We start from the raw sequence: 25,392 nt of genomic DNA on the forward strand, positions 1-25,392 counted from the left end.
GCGCGCCGGTTCAGAGGATCGCGCGGACTTTCTCGGGGGGGCGGCCGATCACGGCGCGCGCCCCGGCAAAGACGATCGGACGTTCGATCAGGATCGGATGGGCCGCCATCGCCGCCAGCAGCGCCGTTTCCGAGGCGTCGGAATCCAGCCCCAGCTCGCGCAGGATCTTCTCTCCGCTCCGCAGCATCCCGTGCAGGCTCCCGAGCCCGAGCGCATCGCGCGCCGCCTCGATCTCGACGGGGGCGGGCGGATCCTCGAGGTAGCGGCGCACCGCGACCTCCGCGCCGGTTTCCTGCAGCAACGACAGGGCCTGCCGCGATTTCGAACAGCGCGGGTTGTGCCAGATGGTGATCACAGCCATTCCTTTCGCCGGCTCGCGACCGCATCCGAAACCTGGTCGAACCCGTCGCGTTCCAGCAGGACATCAAGGCCGCGGGCGATCTCCGCCGCAAGGCCGAGCCCGTGAAACACCAGCGCCGTGTAGAGCTGGACGGCGGAGGCCCCCGCACAGATCTTGGCATAGGCCTGTTCCGCCGATCCGACACCGCCGACCCCGATCAGGGGAATGTCGGTCAGCGTGGACAGACGGGCCAGCACGCGGGTCGACTTGTCAAAGAGCGGCTGGCCCGACAGACCGCCCGCCTGGTGCGCGTGCGACGAGCGCAACCCCTCGCGGTCCAGCGTGGTGTTGGTGGCGATGATCGCGTCGACACCGGCGGTTTCGGCGACCTCCGCCACGTCCGAGATCTCGGCGTCCGACAGGTCGGGCGCGATCTTCAGGAAGACCGGGGTGGTGCCGCGGACGCTCATCACCCCCGCCAAGAGCCCAGCCAGCGCCGCCTTGCCCTGCAGGTCGCGCAGCTTTTCGGTATTGGGCGAGGACACGTTGACCGTCGCGAAATCGACGTGGTCCCGTGCCGCGACCATGACGCCGGTGAAATCGGCCGAGCGGTCGATGCTGGCCTTGTTCGCGCCAAGGTTCAGCCCGACGGGAACGCTGCTGCGGCGCCGCGCCAGCCGATCGCAAATGAGCCGCGCGCCGTCGTTGTTGAACCCGAAACGGTTGATCGCGGCCCCGTCTTCTGTCAGGCGGAACAGGCGGGGGCGGGGGTTTCCCGGCTGGGCGAGAGGCGTCGCCGCCCCCACTTCGAGAAAACCGAAACCGGCCCTCGACAGGGGGCCGACCGCGCGCGCGTTCTTGTCGAAGCCTGCTGCCAGCCCGACGGGGTTGGGCAGGTCGATGCCCGCAACGCGGGTCCGCAGCCGGTCCGAGGTCACCGGGCCGGGTTGCGCCGCAAGCCCGCTGCGCAGCGCCCTGAGCGCCATGCGATGTGCTCTTTCCGGATCAAGTCGGTGCAGGGCCGCGAGGCCCAGCCGCTCCACCGCCGGTCTCATCCGAAGCCGCCTTGGGTCACCGCGCGCGGCGTCGTGCGGATCAGCCGCGAGGTGCGCACCGCCGCCTGCCGGTGGATCACCGCACGCTGGTACTCGGGGTCCGACACCATGGCGAGAAAGGCATGCGCGCTGGGGTAGGCGGCAATGAAGACCGCGTCCCAGGTCTCGTCCTGCGGGCCGATCAGGGTCACGTCGAAACGCCCGCTCCACAGGATGCTGCCGCCGACGCGGGCCAGAACGGGGGCCGAATGCTTGCCATAGAGCGCATAGGCCTCCGCCCCGCTGAGCCCGTCGCGCGCGAGGTCGTGGTCGCCCGGATAGTCGGCCTTGTCCCTGAAGGCGACCAGGTTCAGCATGTTGAGAGGCGCGTCGCGGTCCAGCGCCTTGAACGCGTCGAACTGCGCGCGGTCGGGGTCGATGTATCCTGTCATCGGCTGGCCTCCTCCAGGCCCGCGGGAAACTGGTGCGCGCCGCCGGCGATCGGCAGCGGCTGGGCCCAGACCACGTCGTCCATGGTCAGCCGGCGGTAGAGATGCGGAAACAGCGCGCCGCCGCGGGACGGTTCCCATTTCAGGTCGGCGCCCGCCGCATCGGCGTCGACGGCCACCAGCATCAGCCCCTCGATCCCGGCAAAGTATTTCTCCGCCGTTTCCGGGGCCTGCCCGGCGGTAGAGAAGTGCACGTAACCGTCCGCGACGTCGATCGGTGCGCCCTCTGTGCTGCCGTCGCGGCGCAGGGCCGCCCATTCGTCGGCGAGAAAAATCTTGTATATCAACATGGCGCAGTGATGCCCCGGGAGACGCCAGCGGTCAAGCACCTGCGCCGCCCCGGGCGCAGGGTCATGATCGGGGGCAGGCGCCCCGCTTCTTTATGCCAGAAATACTCCATCACGCGGTTTCGGCCCGTGCACCGGCTGCATGACGCGGCACATCCGCAGACGGGACGGGCTGACCCGGCGGCAGGCGGGATACAAGCCTTTGACAGGGGGCAGGTCGCAGGCCACCATGCGGACATGCATTCCAACGGGGAAAGACCATGACACGATTCTTGACGGGCGCCGCGGCGCTGGCCCTCACGGCCGGCGCGGCCGCCGCCGATTACCAGCTGACCATCCTGCATACCAACGACTTCCACGCGCGGTTCGAGCCGATCAGCAAGTACGACGGACCCTGCGCGGCCGAGGACAACACCGCGGGCGAGTGTTTCGGTGGCTCCGCGCGCCTGATGACGGCGATCACCGAGGCGCGGGCGCGGTCGAACAATTCGATCCTCGTCGATGGCGGCGACCAGTTCCAGGGCACGCTGTTCTATTCGTACTACAAGGGCGCACTGGCCGCCGAGATGATGAACAAGATGGGCTATGACGCGATGACCGTGGGCAACCACGAATTCGACGATGGCCCCGAGGTGCTGAAAGGCTTCATCGACACCATCGACTTTCCGATCCTGATGTCCAATGCCGACGTGTCGGCGGAGCAGCTGCTGGCGGACAGCCTGCCGAAGTCGGTGGTGATCGAGCGCGGCGGCGAGAAACTGGGCCTGATCGGCCTGACCCCGCAGGATACCGACGAACTGGCCAGCCCCGGTGAGAACGTCACCTTTTCCGATCCCGTCGCCGCCGTTCAGGGCGAAGTGGACAAGCTGACCGCCGAAGGCGTGAACAAGATCATCGTGCTGTCGCATTCGGGCTACGCGGTGGACCAGCGCGTCGCGGCCGAGACCACGGGCGTCGACGTGATCGTCGGCGGCCACACGAACACGCTGCTCAGCAACACCAACGATCGTGCCGAAGGCCCCTATCCGACAATGGTGGGGGATGTCGCCATCGTGCAGGCCTATGCCTACGGCAAGTTCCTGGGCGAGCTCAACGTGACCTTCGACGACGAGGGCAAGGTGACCGAAGCGACCGGCGAGCCGCTGATCATGGACGCTGCCGTGACCGAGGACGAGGGCACCGTCGCTCGCATCTCCGAAGCGGCCGCGCCGCTGGAGGAGATCCGGAACAAGGTTGTGGCCGAGGCCACCGACGCCATCGAGGGCAACCGCGATGTGTGCCGCAAGCAGGAATGTTCGATGGGCAATCTCGTCTCGGACGCAATGCTGGCGCGGGTGCGTGACCAAGGCATCGACGTGGCGATATCGAACTCGGGCGGTCTGCGGGCCTCCATCGATGCCGGCGAAGTCACGATGGGCGAGGTTCTGACGGTGCTGCCGTTCCAGAATACCCTGTCCACCTTCCAGGTCACCGGCGAGACGTTGAAGGCGGCGCTCGAGAACGGCGTCAGCCAGATCGAGGAAGGCGCGGGCCGCTTCCCGCAGGTGGCGGGCATGACCTTCGCCTTCGACGCCAGCGCCGAGCCGGGCAGCCGGATCAGCGACGTGACCGTGGGCGGGGAACCGCTCGACCCGGCCAAGACCTATGGCGTGGTCTCAAACAACTACGTGCGCAACGGCGGCGATGGCTACGAGATGTTCAAGACGGCGATGAACCCCTACGACTTCGGACCCGACCTTGCGGACGTCACGGCGGAATATCTTGCCGAGAACGGGCCCTACACGCCCTACACCGACGGTCGCATCACCGCAAAGTAAGGTGGCACTGAGGCCAGTTCAGAGGCGCGGCCGGTCCCGGCCGCGCCTTTTACTTTTTGCACCGGACCTTTTGCCCCCGGATCCTCAGCTGGTGGTTTCCGGGGCCTGCTGCGAGACCTCGACCGTTTGCAGGGCGGATGTCCGGCCCGCGTTGATCGGCTGGAAGCTGGACTTGTCCGCATCGGCCACCGCCTCGCGCTTGGATATCCGCCACAGCGTATAAAGGATCACGACTCCGTGCGAGACTGCCGTGGTGAGGAACAGCGCCCGCACGCCGATCTCCGCCATGGCGAGGCCCGCGACCGTGGGCCCGATGATAGACCCGATCCCGAAGGTCAGCAGCAGCCCGCCCGAGATCTGGATCGCGGTGCCGGGTTCGGCGTGGTCGTTCGCATGGGCGACGATGACCGGGTACATCGCGTAGATCGATCCGCCCAGAAGCGCGGCGAGGGTCAGGTTCAGCGCGCGGCCATCGGGGGCCAGCAGGATGAACGCGAGATCCGCCACCAGTGCCAGCGCCGCGACGCCCACGAGTACCTTGCGGCGGTCCATCCGGTCCGACAGCAGGCCCACCGGCATCTGGATCACCGCTCCGGCGAGGATGGGGATGGAGATGAACAGCGACACCGCCGCCAGCACCAGCCCGACGTTCTGCGCATAGACGGCCGCCAGCGTTCCGAAGGCGGCGTTGGACACGCCGACCCAGAAAACCGCAAAGACGGCCACGGGGGAATTGCGCCACAGCGCCCTGAGGTTGAGCTTGACCGTGACCAGCGGGGCAGGGGTGGAGGAGGAACTGAGCGCGGTCGGCACCAGCGCCATGCAGTAGAAGATCGCGGCCAGCGCAAAGAACAGGAAGCCCGAGGGGTCTCCGATCGTCAGCATCAGCGATCCCGCGGTGCTCGCCGCGAGGTTGACCATGGTGTAGACACCGAAGATGCGCCCGCGCGTTTCGGGGGTGGATTGCTCGCTCAACCAGCTTTCCACGATCATGGCCGCGCCCGCGAAACAGAAGCCGCAGACCCCGCGCAGCACGATCCACGCCCAGGGGGTGATCTGTATGGCGCTGGCCAGCATCGATATGGCGGCGATGGCTGCAAGCGCGCCGAACGCGCGGACATGGCCGACCCTTGCCACCAGGGCCGGCGTCATCAGGCAGCCCGACACATAGCCAAGCGCCCAGCCGGTCCCCAGAAGCCCGAGAGAGATGGCCGAAAAGCCCTCGATATTGCCGCGCACGGGCAGGATCAGGCCATTGATTCCCCCGGCGAACAGCAGGAAGGCGGACCCGAGCAGCAGGGCGCTGACAGGCAGGAATTGTCTGAGCATGGCGGTCCTTTCTCTTGCCGGATGACCGAAGATTGCCAGAGACCGGTCCGGGATTACAGCCCGCACGGGGCGATTCCGGGTTGGGTGGATGTCTTTGCAGGCCCCGCCGTGACGCTGTAGCCTGCGGCGCAGACATGACGCTGGAGGATGGATGAATGTGTGGACGAATGGCCGTGACGCTTCCGCATGATGCGATGGCGCAGATCTTTGCCGCGGCGCCCGCGAACGCCTTGCCGGCCGTTCCGAACTACAATGTCTGCCCGACCAACGACGTGCACGTCGTGACGGCGGGCGACGACGCTGGCCAGCGCCGGCTGGGGGCCATGCGCTGGGGCTTCATTCCGCACTGGTACAAGAAGCCGGGCGACGGTCCGTTGCTGATCAACGCGCGGGCCGAGACCATCGCGGAAAAGCCCGCCTTCCGCGAGGCGGCGCGTGCGCGGCGCGGCATCATCGTGGCCTCGGGCTTTTACGAATGGACAAAGGACACCGACGGCGGGCGCGATCCGTGGTACATCACCCGTCGCGACAACGGACCGCTGGCGCTGGCGGCTGTCTGGCAGGACTGGCGACCGGATGCGGAGGAGGGGATGCGGACCTGCGCGGTGGTGACCTGCGGCGCGAACGGGCCGATGCAGCAAATCCACCACCGCATGCCCGTGGTGCTGGAGCCCGAGGACTGGCCGCTCTGGCTGGGCGAGGCGGGCAAGGGCGCGGCCGTGCTGATGAAGTCCGCCCCGGATGACGCGCTGACGTGGCATCGCGTCGATCGTGCCGTGAACTCGAACCGCGCATCGGGGTCCGCGCTGGTCGAACCGGTCTGACCGCACGCCGAAAGGCCCCGTGCGGCGCACGGAGCCTTCGGCGGTCTGTCTTGGTGGATCAGTCGTTCAGCGGGGCCGGATCGTAGGAAATCTCGCCTTCCACAAGCCCTTCGCCGTCCTGACCGTTGGAGAAGGTCAGCGGGGTCGAATGGGTCAGGTTCAGACGATAGGTCGCATCCACGCCGATCGGGCCGGATTCCCAGCTGTCTTCCGGGCCGGAAAGATACTGTACCTGGCCGCTCAGGTTGGTGAAGATCACGTTGTCGCCCGGCTTGGCATAGGTCGTGGACGGGAAGAACGACCCTTCCATGATCAGGACGGACTGGTTGTCGGCCTGGGCGGCGCCGACCCAGAATGCGGTTGCGGCAGCAACGGCGACAGCGCCCTTGCAGAATGTGTCAAGCATCGAAGTGCTCCTTGTAACGGCCCCACCCGGTTACGGATGAGTCGTGGTAAACGGCAAATGCGGCGAAATTTTGTTCGCTCGCCGCTTTGTGACCCTATTTTTCGCCGGCTTCGCCTGCCTGTGCGGCGAGCCAGGCAATGAAGGATCCCAGCGCCGCGCCGGTTTCGCGTTCGCGCGGCCAGACGAGGTAGTAGCTGCCGATGCTCTGGGTCGTCTGGTCGGACGCGAGCGCGAGCTGCCCGTCGCGCAGATAGGGATCGGCAAAGAAGGTCGGCAGCAGCGCCACCCCCAGACCGTGTATCGCCGCCTGCGCCATGGTCGAGAACTGATCGAAGACCATGCCCGCCGGCGGGTCGGCATCGACATCGAGCGCGGCAAGCCAGCGCGCCCATCCCCTCGGTCGTGTCTCGAGATGCAGGAGCGGATGTTTCAGGATCTCGGCGGCATCGCGTACCGGCGCATCCATCAGCGACGGGGCGCAGACCGGCACGACGGTTTCGGGCATCAGCGGCAGATAGCTGACGCCGGGCCAGTCCTCGTGCCCGAAATGGATCGCGGCGTCGAAGGTGCTGTCCTGGATCGCGAAGGGTTTCAGCCGGGTGGACAGGTTCACCGTCACTTCCGGGTGGCTGCGGGCAAAGTCGCGCAGGCGCGGCGCCAGCCAGTGCATGCCGAACGCGGGCAGGATCGCCAGATTCAGTGCGCCGCCCTGCGGGTTGGTGCGGGCCGATACGCTGGCCTGCGCCAGCCTGTTCAGCACGTCGCGCACATGACCGACATAGGCGCGGCCCGCTTCCGTCAGGTCCAGCTGCCTGCCGTTGCGTGCCAGCAGGTCGACGCCAAGCTGGTCTTCCAGCGTCTTGAGCTGGCGGCTGACCGCCGATTGCGTCAGCGACAGCTCTTCGGCCGCGCGCGTGGCCGACCCCAGCCGCGCCACGGCCTCGAAGGCGAGCAGGGCGGAAATCGAGGGCAGGAAACGACGCGGCGCGATCATCTATGACTTTTTCTCATGCATGCAGGACAAAGGAGCGATAGTCATCGGAGGCGGATTTTGCAATACTGGGCGCAACCGCAACCCCTATGGAGGAATTGCCATGAATGCCGAAGCCCCGATCCTGCGCGCCAAGGATGCACCCGACCTGGGTACTTTCGACTGGTCCGACCCCTTCCGGCTGGACAGCCAGTTGACCGAAGACGAACGCATGATCCGAGATTCCGCGCATGCCTATGCGCAGGAGAAACTGCAGCCGCGCGTCATCGACGCCTTTGCCAACGAGGAAACCGACCCGGAAATCTTCCGCGAGATGGGCGAGATGGGCCTGCTGGGCATCACCATCCCCGAGGAATACGGCGGGCTGGGCAGCGGCTATGTCTCTTACGGTCTGGTCGCCCGCGAGGTCGAGCGGGTCGATTCCGGCTATCGTTCGATGATGTCGGTGCAAGCCAGTCTGGTGATGTACCCGATCTACGCCTATGGCTCGGAAGCGCAGCGCAAGAAATACCTGCCCAAGCTCTGCACGGGCGAGTGGATCGGCTGTTTCGGCCTGACGGAACCGGATGCCGGTTCGGACCCCGCCGGGATGAAGACCCGTGCCGTGAAGACCGAAAACGGCTACAAGCTGACCGGCTCCAAGATGTGGATCTCGAACGCGCCGATCGCCGACGTCTGCGTCGTCTGGGCCAAATCCGAAGAGCACGGCGGCAAGATTCGCGGCTTCGTGCTGGAAAAGGGGATGAAGGGCCTGAGCGCCCCCAAGGTGGGCAACAAGCTCTCCCTGCGCGCCTCGATCACCGGCGAGATCGTCATGGATGGCGTCGAGGTGGGCGAGGATGCGCTGCTGCCCCATGTTCAGGGGCTGAAAGGCCCGTTCGGCTGCCTCAACCGGGCCCGCTACGGCATTTCCTGGGGGGCCATGGGCGCGGCGGAGTTCTGCTGGCACGCCGCGCGTCAGTACGGCCTCGACCGCAAGCAGTTCGGCAAGCCGCTGGCGCAGACGCAGCTTTTCCAGAAGAAGCTTGCCGACATGATGACCGAAATCTCCCTCGGCCTGCAGGGATCGCTGCAGGTGGGCCGCCTGATGGATCAGGCGAATGCCGCGCCCGAGATGGTCTCCATCGTCAAGCGCAACAACTGCGGCAAGGCGCTTGAAGTGGCGCGCAATGCCCGCGACATGCATGGCGGCAACGGGATTTCGGGCGAATTCCAGGTCATCCGGCACATGATGAACCTCGAGACGGTCAATACCTACGAAGGGACCCACGACGTGCATGCGCTGATCCTTGGCCGCGCGCAAACCGGTTTGCAGGCGTTCTTCTGAAACGCGGACCGGGCTGATTGCCCCGGATCCTCTGCCGGAGATTTCCGCCGAAGATGACATCGGCCCACGCCTGCCGGCGTGGCTCAGCGCCCGGGGAACACCGGGCGCTTTTTCGTGTCTTTGGGTGGGGGTGTCGGCACAATCCCCAGTGCGGTTGGGGCATTTTTGCACCATATTTGGGCAACAAACCAAATTGTGACCGTTTCATTGCGGTCGTGTTTTGCTTTTGAAAATATTCGTGGGTTAGCCTTAACGCGCAACGCGCAACAGGAGTTCCCATGTTTCGAAATTTTTTTGCGGCCTGCCTTCTTTCCATTTTCACCCAGCCGGTGCTTGCGGCGGATGTCCTGCCGGAGTGCAGCCGCGCCGGTCCCGGTCTGACCTTCTGCGCCGGCGCGGATTTCACGCGCATCGACAAGGGGCAGAACAAGGGCATCAGCTACTGGCTGCACCCCAAGGGCTTCATCTCCAAGGTTCTGGCAGAGAAGGGCGGGGCGCTCACCGTCACGCAGCAGGCCATCGAGGCGCGGATCATCGAGATGATCGATGCGCGCGCCGGGGCGGTCGGGCAGAACTTCGAATTCATCGATCTCGACAGCCGGTCGATCAACGGCGCGCCCTTCGGGACGCTGACCTACCGTCTGGCAGGGCCGAACAAGTCGACAACCGTGTTGCACAGCTATGCGGCGCTGAACGGTGTGCTGGTGCAGGTGCTCAGCCAGATGTCGCCGCGCAGCACGGCAGAGGATGCCGCCGCCCTGCGCCATGCGCATTTCGCCGCCGTCGGCGCGCTCAAGCCCATCGGGCCGGAAGCCGAGCTCTGACGTTCAGTCGCGGGGGGCGGGTGCGCCGCCCTCGAACGCGTTGCCATTGACGTAGTCGCAGGGATCTTCCTGCATCTGCAGATGCAACCCTGTCCCGGTGTAGGGGTGCGCGCGGGCCAGGTCCTCGTCCACCTCGATCCCGAGTCCGGGAGCCTCCGGCGCGGGGATGAAGCCTTCCTCGACCCGGATGCTGCTCTTGATCAGCCGGTCGTGGAACGGCGTCTCGATGGTCTCGGCCATCAGCAGGTTCGGGATCGACACGGCGAACTGGACGTTGGCGGCCCATTCCACCGGCCCCGCGTAGAGATGCGGCGCCATCTGCGCGTTGTAGACTTCCGCCATCGCCGCGATCTTCTTGGTCTCCCAGATGCCGCCCGAACGCCCCAGTGCGGGCTGCAGGATCGTGGCGGCGCCCGCGCGCAACAGCGGGGCGAACTCGGCCTTTGTCGTCAGCCGTTCGCCGGTGGCGATCGGGATGCCCACGGCCCCCGCGACCTGCGCCATCTGCGCCACGTTGTCGGGTGGCACCGGTTCCTCGTACCACAGCGGCGCATAGGGCGCGATCGCCTGGCCCAGGCGGATCGCGCCGGCGGTGGTGAACTGGCCGTGCGTGCCGAACAGCAGGTCGGCCCTGTCGCCCACGGCCTCTCGGATCGCCGCGCAAAAGGCGACGGACTGGGTGATATCGCTCATCGCGGGCATGTGGCCGCCGCGCATTGTATAGGGTCCGGCGGGGTCGAACTTCACCGCTGTGTAGCCTCGGGCGACACAGTCCGCGGCCGCCTCGGCGGCCATCTCGGGCGAGGTCCAGAAGTCGGCAAGCGGATGCCCGGGCAGGGGATAGAGATAAGTATAGGCGCGGACGCGGTCGTTCATGCGCCCGCCGATCAGCGCATGCACCGGGCGGTCGCGGTCCTTGCCCAGGATGTCCCAGCAGGCGATCTCCAGCCCCGAGAACGCCCCCATGACCGTCAGGTCGGGCCGCTGCGTGAACCCGCTGGAATAGACCCGCCGGAACATCAGCTCGATGTTCTCGGGGTTCTCCCCGGCCATGTGCCGCTCGAAGACGTCCGCGATGACCGCCCGCATCGCCTCAGGCCCGACGGAGGCGGCATAGCATTCGCCCCAGCCGGTGATGCCGGTATCCGTGGTCACCTTCACCAGGATCCAGTACCGCCCGCCCCAGCCGGGCGCCGGGGGCGCGGTGACGATGATATCAAGATCGGCCAGCTTCATGCCTTCAATCCTTCTTTATGCCCCAAATACCTCCGGGGGGTCCGGGGGGCTGGCCCCCCGGGGCGCTCACCGATCGAACAGGATCACGTTGCGCCGTGCCGCGCCGGTCTTGGTGTCGGCGATGGCCTCGTTGATCTGGTCAAGCGACCAGCGGCCCGAAATCAGTTCGTCCAGCTTCAGACGCCCTTGCAGGTACAGGTCCACCATCCAGGGAATATCCCGCTGGATCACCACGTCCCCCATCTTGGAGCCGACCATGCCCTGGCCCATGAAGGCCATCGTCACCGGCTCGTAAGACGACATGCCGCCGGAATGCGGCATGCCGACCATGATCACCTTGCCGCCCCAGGCGAGATAGCGGGGCGCCGCGTCATAGGCCGGGATCGCGCCCACGGTGACGATCACCGCGTCGGCGCCGCGGCCCATCGCCTTCTGCGCCGCGCGCCATGGTTTCGGATCGCTGGCGAGAACCCCGTCGGTGGCACCGAACTCCTTGGCCACGGCCAGCTTTTCCTCGCTCATGTCCACCGCGACGATACGGCGGGCGCCCGCGATCCGCGCGCCCTGTATGGCGTTCAGACCGACCCCGCCCGCGCCGATCACCACCACGTCCTGCCCGGCGCGCAGCCCGGCGGCATTCACCACCGCGCCGACGCCGGTGATCACGCCGCAGGCGATCAGGGCCGCGGCGTCCTTGGGAATATCCTCGCTGATCTTCACGACCTGCGCCTGTTCCACCACGACCTTCTGGGCAAAGGCGCCCGATGCCATGGCCTGGTGCAGCGTGCCGCCGTCCGCGGTCTTGAGCGGCCCCTTGTCCCCGTCATAGGGCGTCTCGCAAACGGTCGGGCTGCCGCTGGCGCAATTGGGGCAGGTCCCGCAGGCCCGGATGAGGGTCACCACCACGCTGTCGCCCGCCGCCAATCCCTGCACGCCCGGCCCGACGGCCGAAATGCGCCCCGCTGCCTCGTGGCCGTAGACCGCCGGCAGCGTGCCGCCCCAGGCGCCTTCGGCAAAGGAGATGTCCGAGTGACAGATCGCCACGGCATCCAGCGTGACCTCGACCTCGGTGCCCTCGGGCGCGCGAAGCTGGACCTCCTCGATCACGAGGGGGGCACCGAATTCATGGGCGACTGCGGCTTTGATCATTTGCACGGGAGAATCCTTTCCGGTGGGCCTTTGACAGGGCGTTCGCGCGTCAGCCTGAACCGGAACGGGCTTGTGAAGCAACCGGGGAATTGCCGGTGGCGGTGGCTTTACGCTGCGTCGGTTCGCACAGCGGGACGGACGAACAGGGCCAGTGCCGCGACGGTCAGGCACATCGCGACCAGGAAGGGGGCACCGGGCAGATAGAACGGCGTGTCGCGGTGGGTGAATGCCGCAAAGGTCCAGGTCATCGCAAGGGGAGACAGAATCATCGCCAGAGATGCGGCCGAGGTCAGCGCGCCCTGCAGTTCACCCTGCGCATCCGCGGCAACGCGCTGCGACATGATCCCCTGCAACGCGGGCGGGATCACGCCCGCCAGCGCGGCCAGCGGCGTCAGCAACAGGGCAACCGGACCGGAGGCGATGATCCCGAGCGCGCCGTAGGCCGCGACGGCAAAGACATGGCCGGCGACCACCGTGCCGCGCTCGCCCCACCAGCGCAGCGCCAGGCGGATCGCACCACCCTGCACCAGCGCCATGACCGCGCCGAACAGGCCCAGCGAGAGTCCGATCAGCGCGGGCGTCCAGCCGAACCGTTCCTGCCCGAAGTAGGACCAGACCGAGGGGTAGACGGCAAAGGCGACGTGGTAGAAGAAATAGACCAGCAGCAGCTGCCGGACCCCCGGCAGCCGGTCGAGGTTGCGCAGCACGCCCAGCGGGTTGGCCCGCCGCCATTCGAAGGCGCGGCGGTGTTCCGGTCGCACGGTCTCGTGCAGCACCACCCAGCCAAGCACGACATTGGCCGTGGCAAGGCCCGCAGCGGCCCAGAAAGGGGCGCGGGTGCCGTATTCCGCCAGCATCCCGCCGATCAGCGGTCCGAGCACGAAACCCGCGCCGAAACTGGCCCCGATCAGCCCGAAATTGCGCGTGCGGTCCCGGGGCGTGGAGATATCCGCCATGTAGGCCGCGGCGGTGCCCTGCGTCGCCGCGGTGATGCCCCCCACCAGCCGGCCCGCGAGGAGGAGCCAGATGCTGCCCGCCAGCGCCATGACGACGTAATCCATCGCCATGACCCCCAGCGAGACGAGCAGGACCGGCCGCCGTCCGAACCGGTCGGACAGGCTGCCGAGAGCCGGGCCGCAGAGGAACTGCATCGCCGCGAAACTGGTTGCGAGAACGCCGCCCCAGACCGCCGCCTCTGCCAGTGTGCCGTCCTGCACCTCGCGGATCAGGTCGGGCATCACCGGCACCATCAGGCCGATGCCCATGGCATCGATCAGCACTGTCAGCATGATGAACAGCGCGGCCGGTTTCATCCCGTCAGAGCGCCCGCGCACGGGCGGCAAAGCGCTCGGCCTCGCGCGGGGCATCGCCGGTCCCCGAGCCGGGCGCAAAGACCCCGGGGTCAAGCTGGGGGTAATCCGCCAGCGCAAGGGATTCTAGCGGCGTGCGCTTGTCGAGCGCATCGAGGCAAAGCGCCTTCGTCACCTTCTGCGCCTCGGGGCGCGGCATGAACTCGGCGAGGGCAAAGCTCAGTGCCTCGGCATGGATCAGCCCAAGGCCGCTGTCCAGATTGGCCTGCATCCGAAGGGGGCGCGGCACCAGCCCGGCGGTCACCGCCTTGGCATGGGACAGCGCCGCCGCCAGCGACAGGCACAGCTGCGGCAGAACCAGCCATTCGGTGAACCATGCGGCGCCGTCGCGCTGGTGCTGGTGCGCCGCGCCCGTCTGTAGCCCGGCACGCAACCCGGTGAACTGCTGCCCGAGCGCCACCAGCGCCGAGGGCGCAACCGGGTTTTGCTTTTGCGGCATGGTCGATGACGATCCCCCCGAGCCGAGCGCAACCTCCTGCGTGTCGCTGCCCGAAAGCGCGATCAGGCTTTGGCCCATGTGCGCCAGCGCCGCCATGACCTGACCCTGCCAGTCGGCGATGCGCAGGATCGGCGTGCGGTCGGTGTGCCAGCTGCGCCGCGGATCGCCAAGCCCCAGTGCCTCGGCCAGCGCCGCGCGGGTGGCTGCGGGATCCGGCCCCAGCGCCGACCCGGTGCCGGACGCCCCCGACAGGGAAACCCACAGCGCCGACGCGCGCAGTGCCTCCAGCCCCGCCAGCGCGTCCAGCAGGGGCGAGCCGAACTGTGCCAGAACCGCGCCCCATGTCGTCGGGGTGGCATGCTGGCCGTAGGTCCGCGCCGGCATCGGCAGGTCCGCATGTTCGGCGGCCTGGGCGCCCAGCGTCGACACGATCTCTTTCAGTTCGCTTTCCGCGAGTGCCAGGGCCTGCCGGAGACGCAGCATCAGACCGGTATCGACGATGTCCTGACTGGTGGCGCCCCAGTGGACGTATTGCGCATGTTCCGGCGCCTGCATTTCCGACCGGAAAGCGCGCACAAGGGCAGGCACGGGCACCCCGTTCTGCCCGGTTTCTGCCGCCAGTGCACCGGGATCCACGGCAATTTCCAGCGAGGCGCGGTGGATCGCGGCGGCCGAAAGCTCGGGGATGATGCCCTGCGCGCCCTGCACCTTGGCCAGAGCGCCCTCGACCAGCAGCATGGCGCGGACGGCGGCGCTGTCGGTGAACAGACGCCCGGCCTCGCCCGGATCGAAAAGCCGCCCGAAGAGCGCGGAATCGAAGACCGACGCGGCCATCAGTATGGTCCCTGTCCGCGGGATGCCGGGCGCGGGCTTGCCGGTTCAGACATGGCCGACCCCTTTCAGGAAATCCGTCAGCACGCGCGCGTACTCCTCGGGCTGTTCGACACAAGGAAGATGACCCGCCTTGCGGATCAGGTGGAACTTGGACGCCGGGATCAACTCGACGGTCTCGCGCACCAGATCGGGCGGGGTGGAGCCGTCGTCCGACCCGGCGATGCCCAGCACCGGCAGGCGCAGGGCGGCGGTCGGGGTATAGAAATCCGTGCCCGAGATCGCGGCAGAACACCCGGCATAGCCCGCGTCCTCGCCACGCACCAGCATGTTGCGCCACAGTTCGAGTTCCGGGCGCGCGCGGAAACCGGGAGAGAACCAGCGTTCCATCACCGCGTCGGCGAGGCTTTCGACGCCGCCGGCTTCCACTGCCGCGATGCGCTCGGACCACATGTCGGGATTGCCGATCTTGGCGGCGGTGTTGCTCAGGACCATGGCGCGGATCAGGTCCAGACGTTTGGTGGCCAGCCCCTGCGCGATCATGCCACCGATGGAAAGACCGACGAAGACACATTGGCGCACTTCCAGAAAGTCCAGCAGCCGTTCCACGTCGGTGATCAGCGCCCCCATGGAATAGGGCGCCGGCGGGCAGGACGACAGCCCATGCCCCCGCTTGTCGTATCGGATGATCCGAAGACCCTCGGGCAGAAGCGGCAGGATCGGATCCCAAAGCCGCATGTCGGTGCCGAGCGAGTTGGCAAAGACGACCGGTGCACCGTCGCGGGGGCCGTCCGCGCGGTAGTGCAGGCGCACGTCGCCGGTATCGTAGATTTTCATGTCGGGTCTCCGTTCTGGTGCATGGGTGCCGGGTGCCGCGCGACGGCCCGAGGCGGGGCGTCGCGGGTGGGGCAGGCGGGGGTGCAGCCGGTCACAGGGTCTCCAGCGCGCGCGCGAACATGGCCGGGTCCACGTTGCCCCCCGAAACCGTGACGATCACGTCGTCGCCCCGGATTTCGTCGCCACGGAAGAGCGCGGCGGCCAGCGCAACCGCCCCCCCGGGCTCGGCCACCAGCTTGAGCCGGTTGAAGGCCTGGCCCATGGCCGCCAGCGCCTCGTCCTCGGTGACGACAAGGCCGGGCCCGCAAAGCCGCTTCAGGATGGGAAAGGTGATGTTTCCCGGCTGCGGGGTGATGATGGCATCGCAGATGTTGCCCGAGGTGCGGGCGTTCCGCTCGATCTCGCCCGAATGCAGGGAGCGGGCCACGTCGTCGAACCCTTCGGGTTCCGCCGTGCGCACCCGCAGTCCCGGTGCGTCGGCCTCCAGCGCCAGCGCGATGCCGCTCGACAGCCCGCCGCCGCCGCAGCAGACGAGGACATCGGCGGTCTCGATCCCCTGTTCCGCCGCCTGCTGCGCGATCTCAAGACCGCAGGTGCCTTGCCCCGCGATGACCTCAGGTTCGTCGAACGGTTTGACCAGCGTCAGCCCGCGTTCCGCGCTCAGACGTTCGCCGATCTCGTCCCGATCCTCCGAGGCGCGGTCGTAGGTGATGACCTCGGCCCCCAGGGCCGCGGTGTTCGCCAGCTTCAGCGCGGGGCTGTCGGCGGGCATGATGATGACCGCAGGCACGCCGTGCATCCGCGCCGCCAGCGCCACGCCCTGCGCGTGATTGCCCGAGGAAAAGGCGATGACCCCGCGCCTGCGGACCTCGGCATCCATCGCCGCCAGGGCGTTGAAGGCGCCGCGAAACTTGAAGCTGCCTGTATGCTGCAGACATTCCGGTTTCACCCAGACCCGCCGTCCGGCCAGTTCGTCCAGAAAGGGCGAGGACAGCAGCGGCGTGCGCCGCGCGTGTCCGTCGAGCCGACCTGCCGCGGCGCGGATCATGTCGAGGTTCATGTCATTTTTCCTATCCATTTTTTCAGGGCGGCCACCGCCTCCGGCTCGTCCAGAAAGGGGACATGGCCGCGCCCGGGCACCACGGCAGTGATCATGTCCGGGCGGCGTCTTTGCATCTCTGCAAGGGTTTCGGCGCTCAACAGGTTTGACGCCGACCCCCGGATGCAGGCCAGCGGCAGACCCTCCAGCGCGTCGAAGAACGGCCAGAGATCCGGCGCGTCCTGCGCCATCGCCGCCTCCACCGATTTGCGCAGCGCGGGGTCGTAGGTGATCTTCAGCCCGTTGTCGGTCAGGACATAGTGTTTCTCGGCCTCCGCCAGCCAACGGCTTTCGGGCACGCCCTCGAACTCGGGGAAGGCGCGGGCCATGGCCGCCGCTGCTTCCGCGTGGGTCCTGGCCGCCGGATTGCGGCCGATATAGCCCATGATGAAGTCCAGCCCCTTGGGATCGACGAAGGGCCCCACGTCGTTCAGCGCCACGCCCAGAAGGCGGTCCTTTGCCCCTGCTGCGAGGCCCATCGCGTTCAGCCCCCCGCGCGAGGTGCCGAGGATCGCCACCTTGTCCAGCGACAGGTGCGCCAGCAATTCCAGCACGTCGCGGCATTCGACGGGCGGGGTGTAGTTGCGCCAGTCGGGATCGAAGTGGGATTGTCCGCGTCCCCGGTAATCCAGCCGGATGATCCGGTTGCCGGCAAGATGCGGCGCGACGTAATCGAAATCCGCGCCGGTGCGCGTCAGCCCCGCCAGGCACAGGATCGGCAGGCCGGAGCCTTCGTCGGTGTAATGCAGCGACAGCCCGTCAGAAGTGGTGAAGCGCGCCATCACAGACCCGCCAGTGCCGGAATGCCGGTCAGGTCATCCAGAACGTGCGCGGGTGTCCAGGGCAGGCGGTCCTGCGGTTCCCCGCTGCGGTTGACCCAGGCGGTGTCAAAGCCATAGCCCGTTGCCGCCGCCGCGTCCCAGCCGTTCGACGACACGAACAGCACCTCGTCCCGTCCGCAGGCGAAATGCTGACCCACGAGGTCGTACACGGATGCGTCGGGCTTGAAGATGCCCACGCTTTCCACCGACAGCGACACGTCCAGCATGTCGCCGATCCCGGCGCTGTCCACGGCCCCCTGCAGCATCGCGGGTGAGCCGTTGGAGAGAATTGCGGTGTTCATCCCGCCTTGTTTCAGAGCGGCAAGCATGGACGGGACCTCCGGATAGGCCTGAAGTTCCCAGTAGAGCGCCAGCAGCCGTTCGCGCAGGGCGGTATCGCCGCCGTGGCCGGTCTTTTCCATCGCCCAGTCGAGGCCGTTCTGGGTGACGACCCAGAAATCCTCGTGCGCGCCGGTGATCGCCCGCAGCCACGAATACTGCAGCTGCTTGCTGCGCCAGTGATCGGCAAGCGCGGGCCAATCGTCGCGAATGGCGGCGAAATCGGCCTCCGACGCCGCCTGGCGGGCGGCGGCGGCCACGTCGAACAGCGTGCCGTAGGCGTCGAAGACGCAGGTGGTGATGGGCATGGGCGCCTCCTTGTCGGGCGCAGATTGTCATGGCGCGCGCACCCTTGAAAGACCCCAAATCGCCTTTGAAGGCCGCTCGGGCAGGGGGGTTTACACTCGGGCCATGGTTTGAAAGGCTTGGGCGAATCCGAAGCACCCGCGCAGACACGCGGCCTTCATCCCCTTCCCGAAAAGATTGGAGAACGTCATGACCGAGGTCAAATCAGGCGACAAAGTTGCTATTCATTACACCGGCACCCTGCAGGACGGCACGAAATTCGACAGCTCCGAGGGTCGCGACCCGCTGGAGTTCGAAGTGGGTTCCGGCCAGATCATCCCCGGCCTCGACGGCGCGCTGCCCGGCATGTCCGTCGGCGAGAAGAAGGTCGTCAAGGTCCCCAGCACCGAAGCCTACGGCGAGGTGAACCCCGAGATGCGCCAGGCGGTCCCCCGTGAGGGCATCCCGGCAGATATCCCGCTGGACATCGGCACCCAGCTGCAGATGCAGACCCCGGATGGTCAGGCATTGCCCGTGACCGTCGTCGAAGTCGACGAATCCACCGTGACGCTGGATGCCAACCATCCGCTCGCGGGCAAGGATCTGCAGTTCGACATCGAAGTCGTCAGCATCGGCTGAGGCCGCAGCGCGGGCGGGTCGCCGTCCGCCGAAAGGTTTTTCTCAGGGGCGTGGTTTCATCTTGCGAAGCCGCGCCCCTGTTTCATCCGCCAGCGTCGCCGCGTCCACGGCGGGGCCGGCCGATGGGTCATGGGCCGGCGCGAAGCCCTCGGGCCGGTTGACCCGGACCCGCCGACGCCTGCCGTCCCGCCACGGCGAGGATCGCGTCCGTGCCCGCCGTCGCGAGGGCGCGCCGAAGTTCAGGCTCCGCCCGCAGGACGGCCGCGACGGTCAGCATCAGTACGAGCCCGAGGACGCGGGACCAGAACAGGGCGCGCCGCGCACGGTCCTGCCGCGACCGCAGGACCTCTTGCCGGTATGTCTCTGCGAATTCCATGTCAGTGGCGTAGTGCACGAATCCGGCGAAAACGGGGCGTCATCCCGGCCCGTCCGGGACGGAGACATGCCATTATTCCGGCCCGGCCGTTTCGAAAAGGCCGATGCCCCCTCGCGCCCGGCGTGGCATCGGCTTATGCAAGGGCATGAACAGCGACACCGACCTCGAGATATTCATCGTCTGCCCTCCGGGACTGGAAGCTGCCCTGCTGGCGGAGGTTACGGAAAAAGGCTTTTCCGACCCCGTGATCGGCCCGGGGGGTGTCACCACCCGCGGCGGCTGGCCCGAGGTCTGGCGGGCCAACCTCGAACTGCGCGGCGCCACGCGCGTGCTGGTGCGGATCGGGCAGTTCATGGCCTTCCATCTGGCCCAGCTCGACAAGCGGGCGCGCAAATTTCCCTGGGGCGATGTGCTGCGCCCCGACGTGCCGGTCCGGGTGCAGGTCACTTGCAAGGCGTCGAAGATCTATCACGCCGGGGCGGCTGCCCAACGGATCGAGACGGCGCTGCGCGAGAGCCACGGCATACCGGTGTCATCGGAGTCCGATCTGGTCATCAAGGTCCGCATCCATGACAACGCGGTGACCCTCAGCCTCGATTCCAGCGGCGAGGCGCTGCACAAGCGCGGCCACAAGGAAGCGGTGGGCAAGGCGCCCCTGCGCGAGACACTGGCCGCGCTCATGCTGCGTCAGTGCGGCTACGACGGTTCCGGGCCGGTCCTGGATCCCATGTGCGGTTCCGGCACCTTCGTGATCGAGGCGGCGGAGATCGCCGCGGGTCTGAAACCGGGCCGCAGCCGCAGCTTCGCCTTCGAGCGGCTGGCAAGCTTCGACCCGGCGCAGTGGGCCGACATGCGTGCCGCAGGCCCGGCGGCGCCGGTTGCGCAGGCCCGTTTCCACGGCTCCGACCGGGACGCCGGCGCGATCCGGATGAGCGGGGAGAACGCCGCGCGCGCCGGCGTGTCGGACTGGACCGCCTTTGCCTGCCATGGGGCCGCCGAGGTCGCGCCGCCCGGCGGCGCGCCGGGGCTGGTCATGGTCAACCCGCCCTACGGCGCGCGCATCGGCAACAAGAAGTTGCTCTACCCGCTCTACGGCACGCTCGGCCGCACGCTGCTCGAGCGGTTTGGCGGCTGGCGCGTGGGGATGGTCACCAGCGAACCATCGCTGGCCCGCGCGACCGGTTTGCCTTGGAAGGATCAGAGCGCTCCGGTCGCGCATGGCGGGATGAAAGTCTGGCTGTGGCAGACGGGGCCGCTGCGCTGAGGCAGCGGTGGCGTGCCGGGCGCATCAGGGCCGCCGTGCCGCGGGCTGCGCCGTCGGGTTGGAGTATTTTTGGCATAAAGAAGCGAGGCGCGCGCCCCGCTGCGCCCGAACCGCAAACCGTGAGGGCGGTCGCTCAGAGGTTTTCGGCCTGCGGCATGCCCAGCACGTGAAAGCCGCCGTCCACATGGATGATCTCGCCCGTGGTGCAGGCCCCCGCATCCGACGCCAGGTAGACGGCCGTGCCGCCGACCGCCGCCAGTGTCGCGTTGGCGCGCATAGGCGCGTTCATGTCGGTATGCTTGTAGGTCCGGCGCGCGCCGCCGATGGCGGCCCCGGCGAGCGTTTTCATCGGGCCGGGAGAGATCGCGTTCACCCGGATGCCCTCGGGGCCGAGATCGTTGGCGAGGTAGCGCGTGGCGGATTCCAGCGCCGCCTTGGCCACGCCCATGACGTTGTAGTTCGGCACGACCTTGTTCGACCCCTGGTAGGTCAGGGTCAGCAGGGTTCCGCCGTTCTCCACCATCAGCGGATGCGCCCGACGCGCGACGTCGATGAAACTGTAGGCGGAAATTTCCAGCGAATGCTTGAAGTTAGCACGGCTGGTGTTGAGGAACCGGCCGGTCAGTTCGGACTTGTCCGAATAGGCGATGGCGTGCACGAGGAAATCGATGGTGGGCCAGCGCGCGGCGAGCTGGTCGAAGGCCGCGTCGAGCGAGGCGTCATCGGTCACGTCGGCGTCCACCATGAAATCCGAGCCCACGCTTTCGGCCAAAGGTCTGAGCCGGGTGCCGAAGGCTTCGCCCTGGTAGGTGAAGGCAAGCTCCGCTCCGGCCTCGGCCATGGCCTTCGCGATGCCCCATGCAATGGAACGATCGTTCGCGACACCCATGATGAGGCCGCGTTTTCCCTTGAGTGTATTCGACATCTGCGGCCCCTCAGCCCTGGTATTTCGACAGGATCATCGATCCGTTGGTGCCGCCGAAGCCGAACGAGTTCGTCATCACCGAATCCAGCCCCGCGTTGTCCACCCGTTCCAGCGCGATCTCGGCCGGGTCCAGCGCGGGATCCAGGGTTTCGACGTTGATCGAAGGGGCGATGAAATCATGCTCCAGCATCAGCAGGCTGAAGATCGCTTCCATGGCACCGGCTGCACCCTGTCCGTGGCCGGTCATCGACTTCGTGGAGCTGACGGGCGGGGTACTGCGCTGGCCGAAGACCCGGCGCACCGCCTCGATCTCGCCGACGTCACCGACCGGCGTCGAGGTGCCGTGCGCGTTGATGTAGCTCACCTTGCGCCCCTCGGGGAGGGTCGCGAGCGCGAGTTCCATCGCGCGCTGCCCGCCCTCGCCGGAAGGCGCCACCATGTCGTGGCCGTCCGAGGTCGCGGCGAAGCCCGTCACCTCGGCGTAGATTTTGGCCCCGCGCGCCTTGGCGTGCTCGAGGTCTTCGAGCACGACGATGCCGCCGCCGCCGGTGATGACGAAACCGTCGCGGTTGGCGTCAAAGGCGCGCGACGCCTTTTCGGGCGTGTCGTTGTACTTGCTGCTCATGGCGCCCATCGCGTCGAACAGGCAAGACAGGGTCCAGTCCAGTTCCTCGCCGCCACCGGCGAACATCACGTCCTGCTTGCCCATCATGATCTGTTCCGCGGCCGACCCGATGCAGTGCAGCGACGTCGAACAGGCAGAGGTGATCGAATAGTTGATGCCCTTGATCTTGTAGGCGGTGCTCAGGTTGGCGCTGATCGTGGAGGACATGCACTTCGGCACGGCGAAGGGTCCGATCCGCTTGGTCGTGCCGGTGTCCTTGACCACGTTGTGCGCGGCGAACATGGCCGAGGTCGACGGCCCGCCGGACCCGGCAATCAGGCCGGTTCGCGGGCTGCTGACGATCTGGTCGCCCAGTCCAGCATCGGCGATCGCCTGACCCATCGCGATATGGGCATAGGCCGCGCCGGGGCCCATGAAGCGGAGCGTACGTTTGTCGACATGTTCGGACACGTCGATCTTGAGCGTACCGGCGATCCGGCTGCGAAAGCCGTGTTCGGCCATTTCCTCGCTTGCGGTGATCCCCGAGGTGCCGGCCTTGAGGGACGCGAGCACTTCTTCGGCGTTGTTCCCGATCGAGGATACGATCCCCAATCCCGTGACGACGACGCGGCGCATGGGCGCACTCCTTTGATGGTCTTTGCCCCTGTGTAGGACAGGACCGTCGGCACACGCAACCTGATTGGGGCACGAGAGGGATGCCCCCGGGTCAGGCAGGAACCATTGCCCGACGCCACCCGTTGCCCCTCAAACGAGGAGAGCACCATGAACCAGATCACCACCATCAATCCGGCGACCGACACCAAGATCGCCGAGTATCCCAAGATGTCCGAGGCCGAGGCCAAGGACCGCCTGAAGGCGTGTCACGCCGCATTTCTCGACTGGCGCAAGAAGTCAGTGGAGGAGCGCTCGCCCTTCCTCAAGGATATCGCCGCAAAGCTGCGCGATGCCAAGGAAGAGCTGGCCGAACTGATGACCCGCGAGACCGGCAAGCTGTACAAGGACGGCCTGACCGAGGTCGATCTTTGCGCGGCCCTCTTCGAATATGCCGCCGAGAATGGCCCCACGGAGCTTGCGGACGAGGAACGCACCCACGCCGGCGGCAAGAAGCGCGGCATCGTCACCTACCAGCCGATCGGCGTGATCTACTCGATCCAGCCGTGGAACTTTCCGCTTTACCAGCCCGTGCGCGTTCTAGCGGCCAACCTGATCGCGGGCAACGGCTGCATACTCAAGCATGCGTCGATCTGTACCGGCAGCGCGCTGCGGTTGCAGGAAATATGCGAGGAGGCGGGGCTGCCGAAAGACTTGTTCAGCGTGGTCCTGATCGGCCATGACGTCAGCGACAAGCTGATCGAACATGAGCTGGTGCGCGGTGTCACCATGACGGGCAGCGACACCGCCGGGCGTCACATAGGCGCCGTGGCCTCCAAGGCGCTGAAGAAGACGGTTCTGGAACTGGGGTCGAACGACGCCTTCATCGTTCTGGAAGATGCGGACATCGAAACCGCGGTGAAGTTTTGCGTGATGGGGCGGCTCTACAACAACGGCGAGACCTGCGTGTCCGCCAAGCGGTTCGTGGTCGCCGACAAGGTCTACGATGCCTTCACCGAAGCCTTCGTCGCGCAGATGAAACAGATCGAGATGGGCGACCCGATGCAGAAGGAAACCAAGCTTGGCCCGCTGTCCAGCCAGGAACAGTTCGAGACCGTCCGCGACCAGGTCGAGGAAAGCGTCAAGAAGGGGGCCAAGGTGCTTTGCGGCGGCGGCGTGCCGGACCGGGAAGGGGCCTACTATCCCGCTACCGTGCTCGGCGACGTGACGCCGGGGATGCCGGCCTACGACGACGAAATCTTCGGCCCCGTCGCCTCGGTCATCCGGGCGAAGGACGACGAGGACGCGATGCGCATCGCCAACGACAGCCGCTATGGCTTGGGTGGTGGCATCTTCTCCACTGATGAGGAGCGTGCGATCCGGCTGGCGCGCGATCACTTCGACACCGGCATGGTCCGGATCAATTCGTTCGGTGCCGCCGATCCCAACATGCCCTTCGGCGGGGTGAAGGATTCCGGCTACGGGCGCGAGCACGGCGGCTTCGGCATGAAGGAGTTCGTGAACATCAAGTCGATCTTCCTGCCAAGCTGAAATCCACAGAGCGGCGGGGCCGCGGCCCCGCCACAAACCAATCGCATTCAAAGAGGTGACCGAAAATGAAACACAAGGTTCTCGTAGCTGGCGCAACCGGCAAGACCGGGCGTCTCCTTTTCCGCGACCTGATCGACCTGGGGGCGGATCCCATCGCCCTGGTACGTGACGGGTCCGACACGCAGGTTTTGCCCGAAGGGGCAAAGACACGGTCCGGCGATCTGACCGACCTAGCGGATGACGTCTGCGCGGAAATCGACACGGTGGTCTTTGCCGCCGGGTCGGGTGGCGATACCGGCGCTGACATGACCGACAAGGTCGACCGGCTGGGCGCCAAGCGTCTTGTCGACCTGGCCGAGAAGAACGGCGTGCAGCGGTTCATCATGCTCAGCTCCATCGGGGCCGATGCGCCGCCTGCCGAACATCCGCTGAAGCATTACCTCGAAGCCAAGCATGATGCGGACCAGCATTTGCAGGCGTCATCGCTGACGCATGCGATCCTGCGCCCGGTCGCGCTGACGGACGATCCACGTTCCGGCAATGTTGTCTTGGGCAACGAGGTTGATCCGGAAGCCAAGGCAAGCCGGGCCGACGTGGCCTTCACCCTCGCACGAGCGGCCGTGACGGGATCATACGATGGCCAGTCGCTGAACATGCAATCCGCGGCGGACGCGCCGTTTCAGGCGGCCTAGATCGCGACCGCGACCGCAGAATGAAAAACGCCCCGGATGATTTCCGGGGCGTTTCCTTTCCTGACGTGGCCTGGGCTCAGCTTTCGCTCAGGGCCACCTTCATGTCCTTGACTTCGTAGATGACCTCGCCGTCGGCCTCGACGATGCCGTCCGCCACGCCCATGGTCAGCCGGCGGGTCTGCACGGCCTTGGTGAAATCGATCTTGTAGGTCAGCATCTTGCGGTCGGGCCGCACCATTCCCTTGAGCTTGACCTCGCCGACACCCAGCGCATACCCGCGCCCCTGCCAGCCGCGCCAGCCGAGGTTGAAGCCGGTCAGCTGCCACAGGCCGTCCAGACCCAGGCAGCCCGGCATGATGGGGTTTCCGGGAAAGTGACATTCGAAAAACCACAGATCCGGGCTGATATCGAATTCGGCGGTGATGTGACCCTTGCCATGCGCGCCGCCATCGGCCGAGACATCGGTGATGCGGTCCATCATCAGCATGGGCGGCGCGGGAAGCTGCGCATTGCCGGGACCGAACAATTCTCCGGCAGCGCATTTCAGCAGTGCGTCCTTGTCGAAACTCGTGGGGTAGTCGGCCATGTGTTCGGCTCTCCTGCTCGGGCTTTGGGCTCCGAGAGGGTCTAGCATC

At 66.9% G+C, this 25,392-nt stretch carries 27 protein-coding genes; 8 read left to right on the forward strand and 19 right to left on the reverse strand.

All coding sequences use genetic code 11. The annotated features are described in order from the left end of the window. Window positions 1–10: 10 nt before the first annotated feature. From arsC to BOO69_RS04450, 4 genes are read right to left on the reverse strand one after another with little or no spacing between them, the layout of a single operon-like run. Window positions 11–361 (reverse strand): arsenate reductase (glutaredoxin), encoded by a 351-nt coding sequence (gene arsC, locus BOO69_RS04435; RefSeq protein ID WP_071970674.1) that lies wholly within the window; start codon window positions 359–361, stop codon window positions 11–13. Beyond that, the gene (locus BOO69_RS04440; RefSeq protein WP_071970676.1) at window positions 352–1,395 is read right to left on the reverse strand and encodes a quinone-dependent dihydroorotate dehydrogenase; all 1,044 of its coding nucleotides are present in this window, start codon (window positions 1,393–1,395) and stop codon (window positions 352–354) included. Before BOO69_RS04440 ends, arsC begins: the two co-directional genes overlap by 10 nt. Beyond that, entirely contained in the window at window positions 1,392–1,826 is a 435-nt protein-coding gene (locus tag BOO69_RS04445) for a DUF1330 domain-containing protein (protein WP_071970678.1), read from the reverse strand. Before BOO69_RS04445 ends, BOO69_RS04440 begins: the two co-directional genes overlap by 4 nt. Beyond that, window positions 1,823–2,173, reverse strand: a complete 351-nt coding sequence (locus BOO69_RS04450) for a DUF952 domain-containing protein (RefSeq protein WP_071970681.1) — start codon at window positions 2,171–2,173, stop codon at window positions 1,823–1,825. Before BOO69_RS04450 ends, BOO69_RS04445 begins: the two co-directional genes overlap by 4 nt. Window positions 2,174–2,430: 257 nt before the next feature. On the opposite strand from BOO69_RS04450, the gene BOO69_RS04455 reads away from it, so the two are divergent. Beyond that, window positions 2,431–3,987 carry a bifunctional metallophosphatase/5'-nucleotidase gene (locus BOO69_RS04455; protein WP_071970683.1) on the forward strand — a complete coding sequence of 519 codons (1,557 nt, stop codon included), beginning with the start codon at window positions 2,431–2,433 and terminating at the stop codon, window positions 3,985–3,987. Window positions 3,988–4,071: 84 nt separating this feature from the next. On the opposite strand, the gene BOO69_RS04460 is transcribed toward BOO69_RS04455, so the two are convergent. Next, the gene (locus BOO69_RS04460; RefSeq protein ID WP_071970685.1) at window positions 4,072–5,316 is read right to left on the reverse strand and encodes an MFS transporter; all 1,245 of its coding nucleotides are present in this window, start codon (window positions 5,314–5,316) and stop codon (window positions 4,072–4,074) included. Window positions 5,317–5,471: 155 nt separating this feature from the next. Here BOO69_RS04460 and BOO69_RS04465 point away from each other — a divergent pair, with 155 nt between their 5' ends. Further along, window positions 5,472–6,140, forward strand: coding sequence for an SOS response-associated peptidase (locus BOO69_RS04465; protein WP_071970687.1), 669 nt, complete (start codon window positions 5,472–5,474; stop codon window positions 6,138–6,140). 58 nt (window positions 6,141–6,198) lie between these two features. Here the strand turns inward: BOO69_RS04465 and BOO69_RS04470 are convergent, their stop codons facing one another. Together BOO69_RS04470 and BOO69_RS04475 are read right to left on the reverse strand one after the other, a co-directional pair. Then, a complete protein-coding gene (locus BOO69_RS04470; protein ID WP_071970689.1) occupies window positions 6,199–6,546 on the reverse strand; it encodes a cupredoxin domain-containing protein in 348 nt (115 codons plus the stop codon). A 94-nt stretch (window positions 6,547–6,640) separates the two neighbouring features. Further along, window positions 6,641–7,540 carry a LysR substrate-binding domain-containing protein gene (locus BOO69_RS04475; RefSeq protein ID WP_071970690.1) on the reverse strand — a complete coding sequence of 300 codons (900 nt, stop codon included), beginning with the start codon at window positions 7,538–7,540 and terminating at the stop codon, window positions 6,641–6,643. Window positions 7,541–7,640: 100 nt separating this feature from the next. On the opposite strand from BOO69_RS04475, the gene BOO69_RS04480 reads away from it, so the two are divergent. Beyond that, the gene (locus BOO69_RS04480; protein ID WP_071970692.1) at window positions 7,641–8,864 is read left to right on the forward strand and encodes an acyl-CoA dehydrogenase; all 1,224 of its coding nucleotides are present in this window, start codon (window positions 7,641–7,643) and stop codon (window positions 8,862–8,864) included. A 278-nt stretch (window positions 8,865–9,142) separates the two neighbouring features. Further along, on the forward strand, window positions 9,143–9,688 hold the full coding sequence (locus BOO69_RS04485; protein ID WP_071970694.1) for a hypothetical protein: 546 nt from the start codon (window positions 9,143–9,145) through the stop codon (window positions 9,686–9,688). Between the two features lie 3 nt (window positions 9,689–9,691). Here BOO69_RS04485 and BOO69_RS04490 read toward each other — a convergent pair whose 3' ends face one another. The 8 genes from BOO69_RS04490 to BOO69_RS04525 all read right to left on the reverse strand — a co-directional run bounded on the left by BOO69_RS04490 (window position 9,692) and on the right by BOO69_RS04525 (window position 18,117). After that, window positions 9,692–10,924 carry a mandelate racemase/muconate lactonizing enzyme family protein gene (locus tag BOO69_RS04490; protein WP_071970696.1) on the reverse strand — a complete coding sequence of 411 codons (1,233 nt, stop codon included), beginning with the start codon at window positions 10,922–10,924 and terminating at the stop codon, window positions 9,692–9,694. Window positions 10,925–10,990: 66 nt separating this feature from the next. Then, entirely contained in the window at window positions 10,991–12,079 is a 1,089-nt protein-coding gene (locus BOO69_RS04495; protein ID WP_071970698.1) for a Zn-dependent alcohol dehydrogenase, read from the reverse strand. A gap of 101 nt (window positions 12,080–12,180) precedes the next feature. After that, window positions 12,181–13,386 (reverse strand): TCR/Tet family MFS transporter, encoded by a 1,206-nt coding sequence (locus BOO69_RS04500; RefSeq protein ID WP_071970700.1) that lies wholly within the window; start codon window positions 13,384–13,386, stop codon window positions 12,181–12,183. Between the two features lie 4 nt (window positions 13,387–13,390). After that, window positions 13,391–14,716, reverse strand: a complete 1,326-nt coding sequence (locus BOO69_RS04505) for a lyase family protein (RefSeq protein WP_071970702.1) — start codon at window positions 14,714–14,716, stop codon at window positions 13,391–13,393. A 45-nt stretch (window positions 14,717–14,761) separates the two neighbouring features. After that, a complete protein-coding gene (gene pcaD / locus BOO69_RS04510; RefSeq protein ID WP_071970704.1) occupies window positions 14,762–15,550 on the reverse strand; it encodes a 3-oxoadipate enol-lactonase in 789 nt (262 codons plus the stop codon). 91 nt (window positions 15,551–15,641) lie between these two features. Beyond that, window positions 15,642–16,610, reverse strand: a complete 969-nt coding sequence (locus BOO69_RS04515; protein WP_071970706.1) for a threonine ammonia-lyase — start codon at window positions 16,608–16,610, stop codon at window positions 15,642–15,644. After that, a complete protein-coding gene (locus tag BOO69_RS04520) occupies window positions 16,607–17,431 on the reverse strand; it encodes an alpha/beta fold hydrolase (protein ID WP_071970708.1) in 825 nt (274 codons plus the stop codon). The genes BOO69_RS04515 and BOO69_RS04520 overlap by 4 nt, the downstream gene beginning before the upstream one ends. Beyond that, window positions 17,431–18,117, reverse strand: a complete 687-nt coding sequence (locus BOO69_RS04525; RefSeq protein WP_071970710.1) for a haloacid dehalogenase type II — start codon at window positions 18,115–18,117, stop codon at window positions 17,431–17,433. Before BOO69_RS04525 ends, BOO69_RS04520 begins: the two co-directional genes overlap by 1 nt. A 187-nt stretch (window positions 18,118–18,304) precedes the next feature. On the opposite strand from BOO69_RS04525, the gene BOO69_RS04530 reads away from it, so the two are divergent. Continuing rightward, complete coding sequence (locus BOO69_RS04530) at window positions 18,305–18,733, forward strand: FKBP-type peptidyl-prolyl cis-trans isomerase (protein WP_071970712.1); 429 nt, start codon at window positions 18,305–18,307, stop codon at window positions 18,731–18,733. A gap of 127 nt (window positions 18,734–18,860) precedes the next feature. Here BOO69_RS04530 and BOO69_RS04535 read toward each other — a convergent pair whose 3' ends face one another. Further along, a complete protein-coding gene (locus BOO69_RS04535; protein WP_172839496.1) occupies window positions 18,861–19,127 on the reverse strand; it encodes a hypothetical protein in 267 nt (88 codons plus the stop codon). 127 nt (window positions 19,128–19,254) lie between these two features. Here BOO69_RS04535 and BOO69_RS04540 point away from each other — a divergent pair, with 127 nt between their 5' ends. Next, window positions 19,255–20,373 carry a THUMP domain-containing class I SAM-dependent RNA methyltransferase gene (locus BOO69_RS04540; protein ID WP_071970716.1) on the forward strand — a complete coding sequence of 373 codons (1,119 nt, stop codon included), beginning with the start codon at window positions 19,255–19,257 and terminating at the stop codon, window positions 20,371–20,373. 133 nt (window positions 20,374–20,506) lie between these two features. On the opposite strand, the gene BOO69_RS04545 is transcribed toward BOO69_RS04540, so the two are convergent. Together BOO69_RS04545 and fabB are read right to left on the reverse strand one after the other, a co-directional pair. Then, window positions 20,507–21,298: an enoyl-ACP reductase FabI gene (locus BOO69_RS04545; protein ID WP_071970718.1), complete on the reverse strand. Its 792-nt coding sequence runs from the start codon at window positions 21,296–21,298 to the stop codon at window positions 20,507–20,509. Between the two features lie 10 nt (window positions 21,299–21,308). After that, window positions 21,309–22,538, reverse strand: a complete 1,230-nt coding sequence (fabB, locus tag BOO69_RS04550; RefSeq protein ID WP_071970720.1) for a beta-ketoacyl-ACP synthase I — start codon at window positions 22,536–22,538, stop codon at window positions 21,309–21,311. A gap of 147 nt (window positions 22,539–22,685) precedes the next feature. Here fabB and BOO69_RS04555 point away from each other — a divergent pair, with 147 nt between their 5' ends. Beyond that, a complete protein-coding gene (locus BOO69_RS04555) occupies window positions 22,686–24,065 on the forward strand; it encodes an NAD-dependent succinate-semialdehyde dehydrogenase (RefSeq protein ID WP_071970722.1) in 1,380 nt (459 codons plus the stop codon). A 65-nt stretch (window positions 24,066–24,130) separates the two neighbouring features. After that, the gene (locus BOO69_RS04560) at window positions 24,131–24,757 is read left to right on the forward strand and encodes an SDR family oxidoreductase (protein WP_071970724.1); all 627 of its coding nucleotides are present in this window, start codon (window positions 24,131–24,133) and stop codon (window positions 24,755–24,757) included. 76 nt (window positions 24,758–24,833) lie between these two features. Here BOO69_RS04560 and fabA read toward each other — a convergent pair whose 3' ends face one another. Continuing rightward, entirely contained in the window at window positions 24,834–25,343 is a 510-nt protein-coding gene (gene fabA / locus BOO69_RS04565) for a bifunctional 3-hydroxydecanoyl-ACP dehydratase/trans-2-decenoyl-ACP isomerase (RefSeq protein WP_071970727.1), read from the reverse strand. Window positions 25,344–25,392: the final 49 nt, after the last annotated feature.

Origin of the sequence: Sulfitobacter alexandrii (assembly GCF_001886735.1) — a bacterium.
Lineage (GTDB): Bacteria > Pseudomonadota > Alphaproteobacteria > Rhodobacterales > Rhodobacteraceae > Sulfitobacter > Sulfitobacter alexandrii.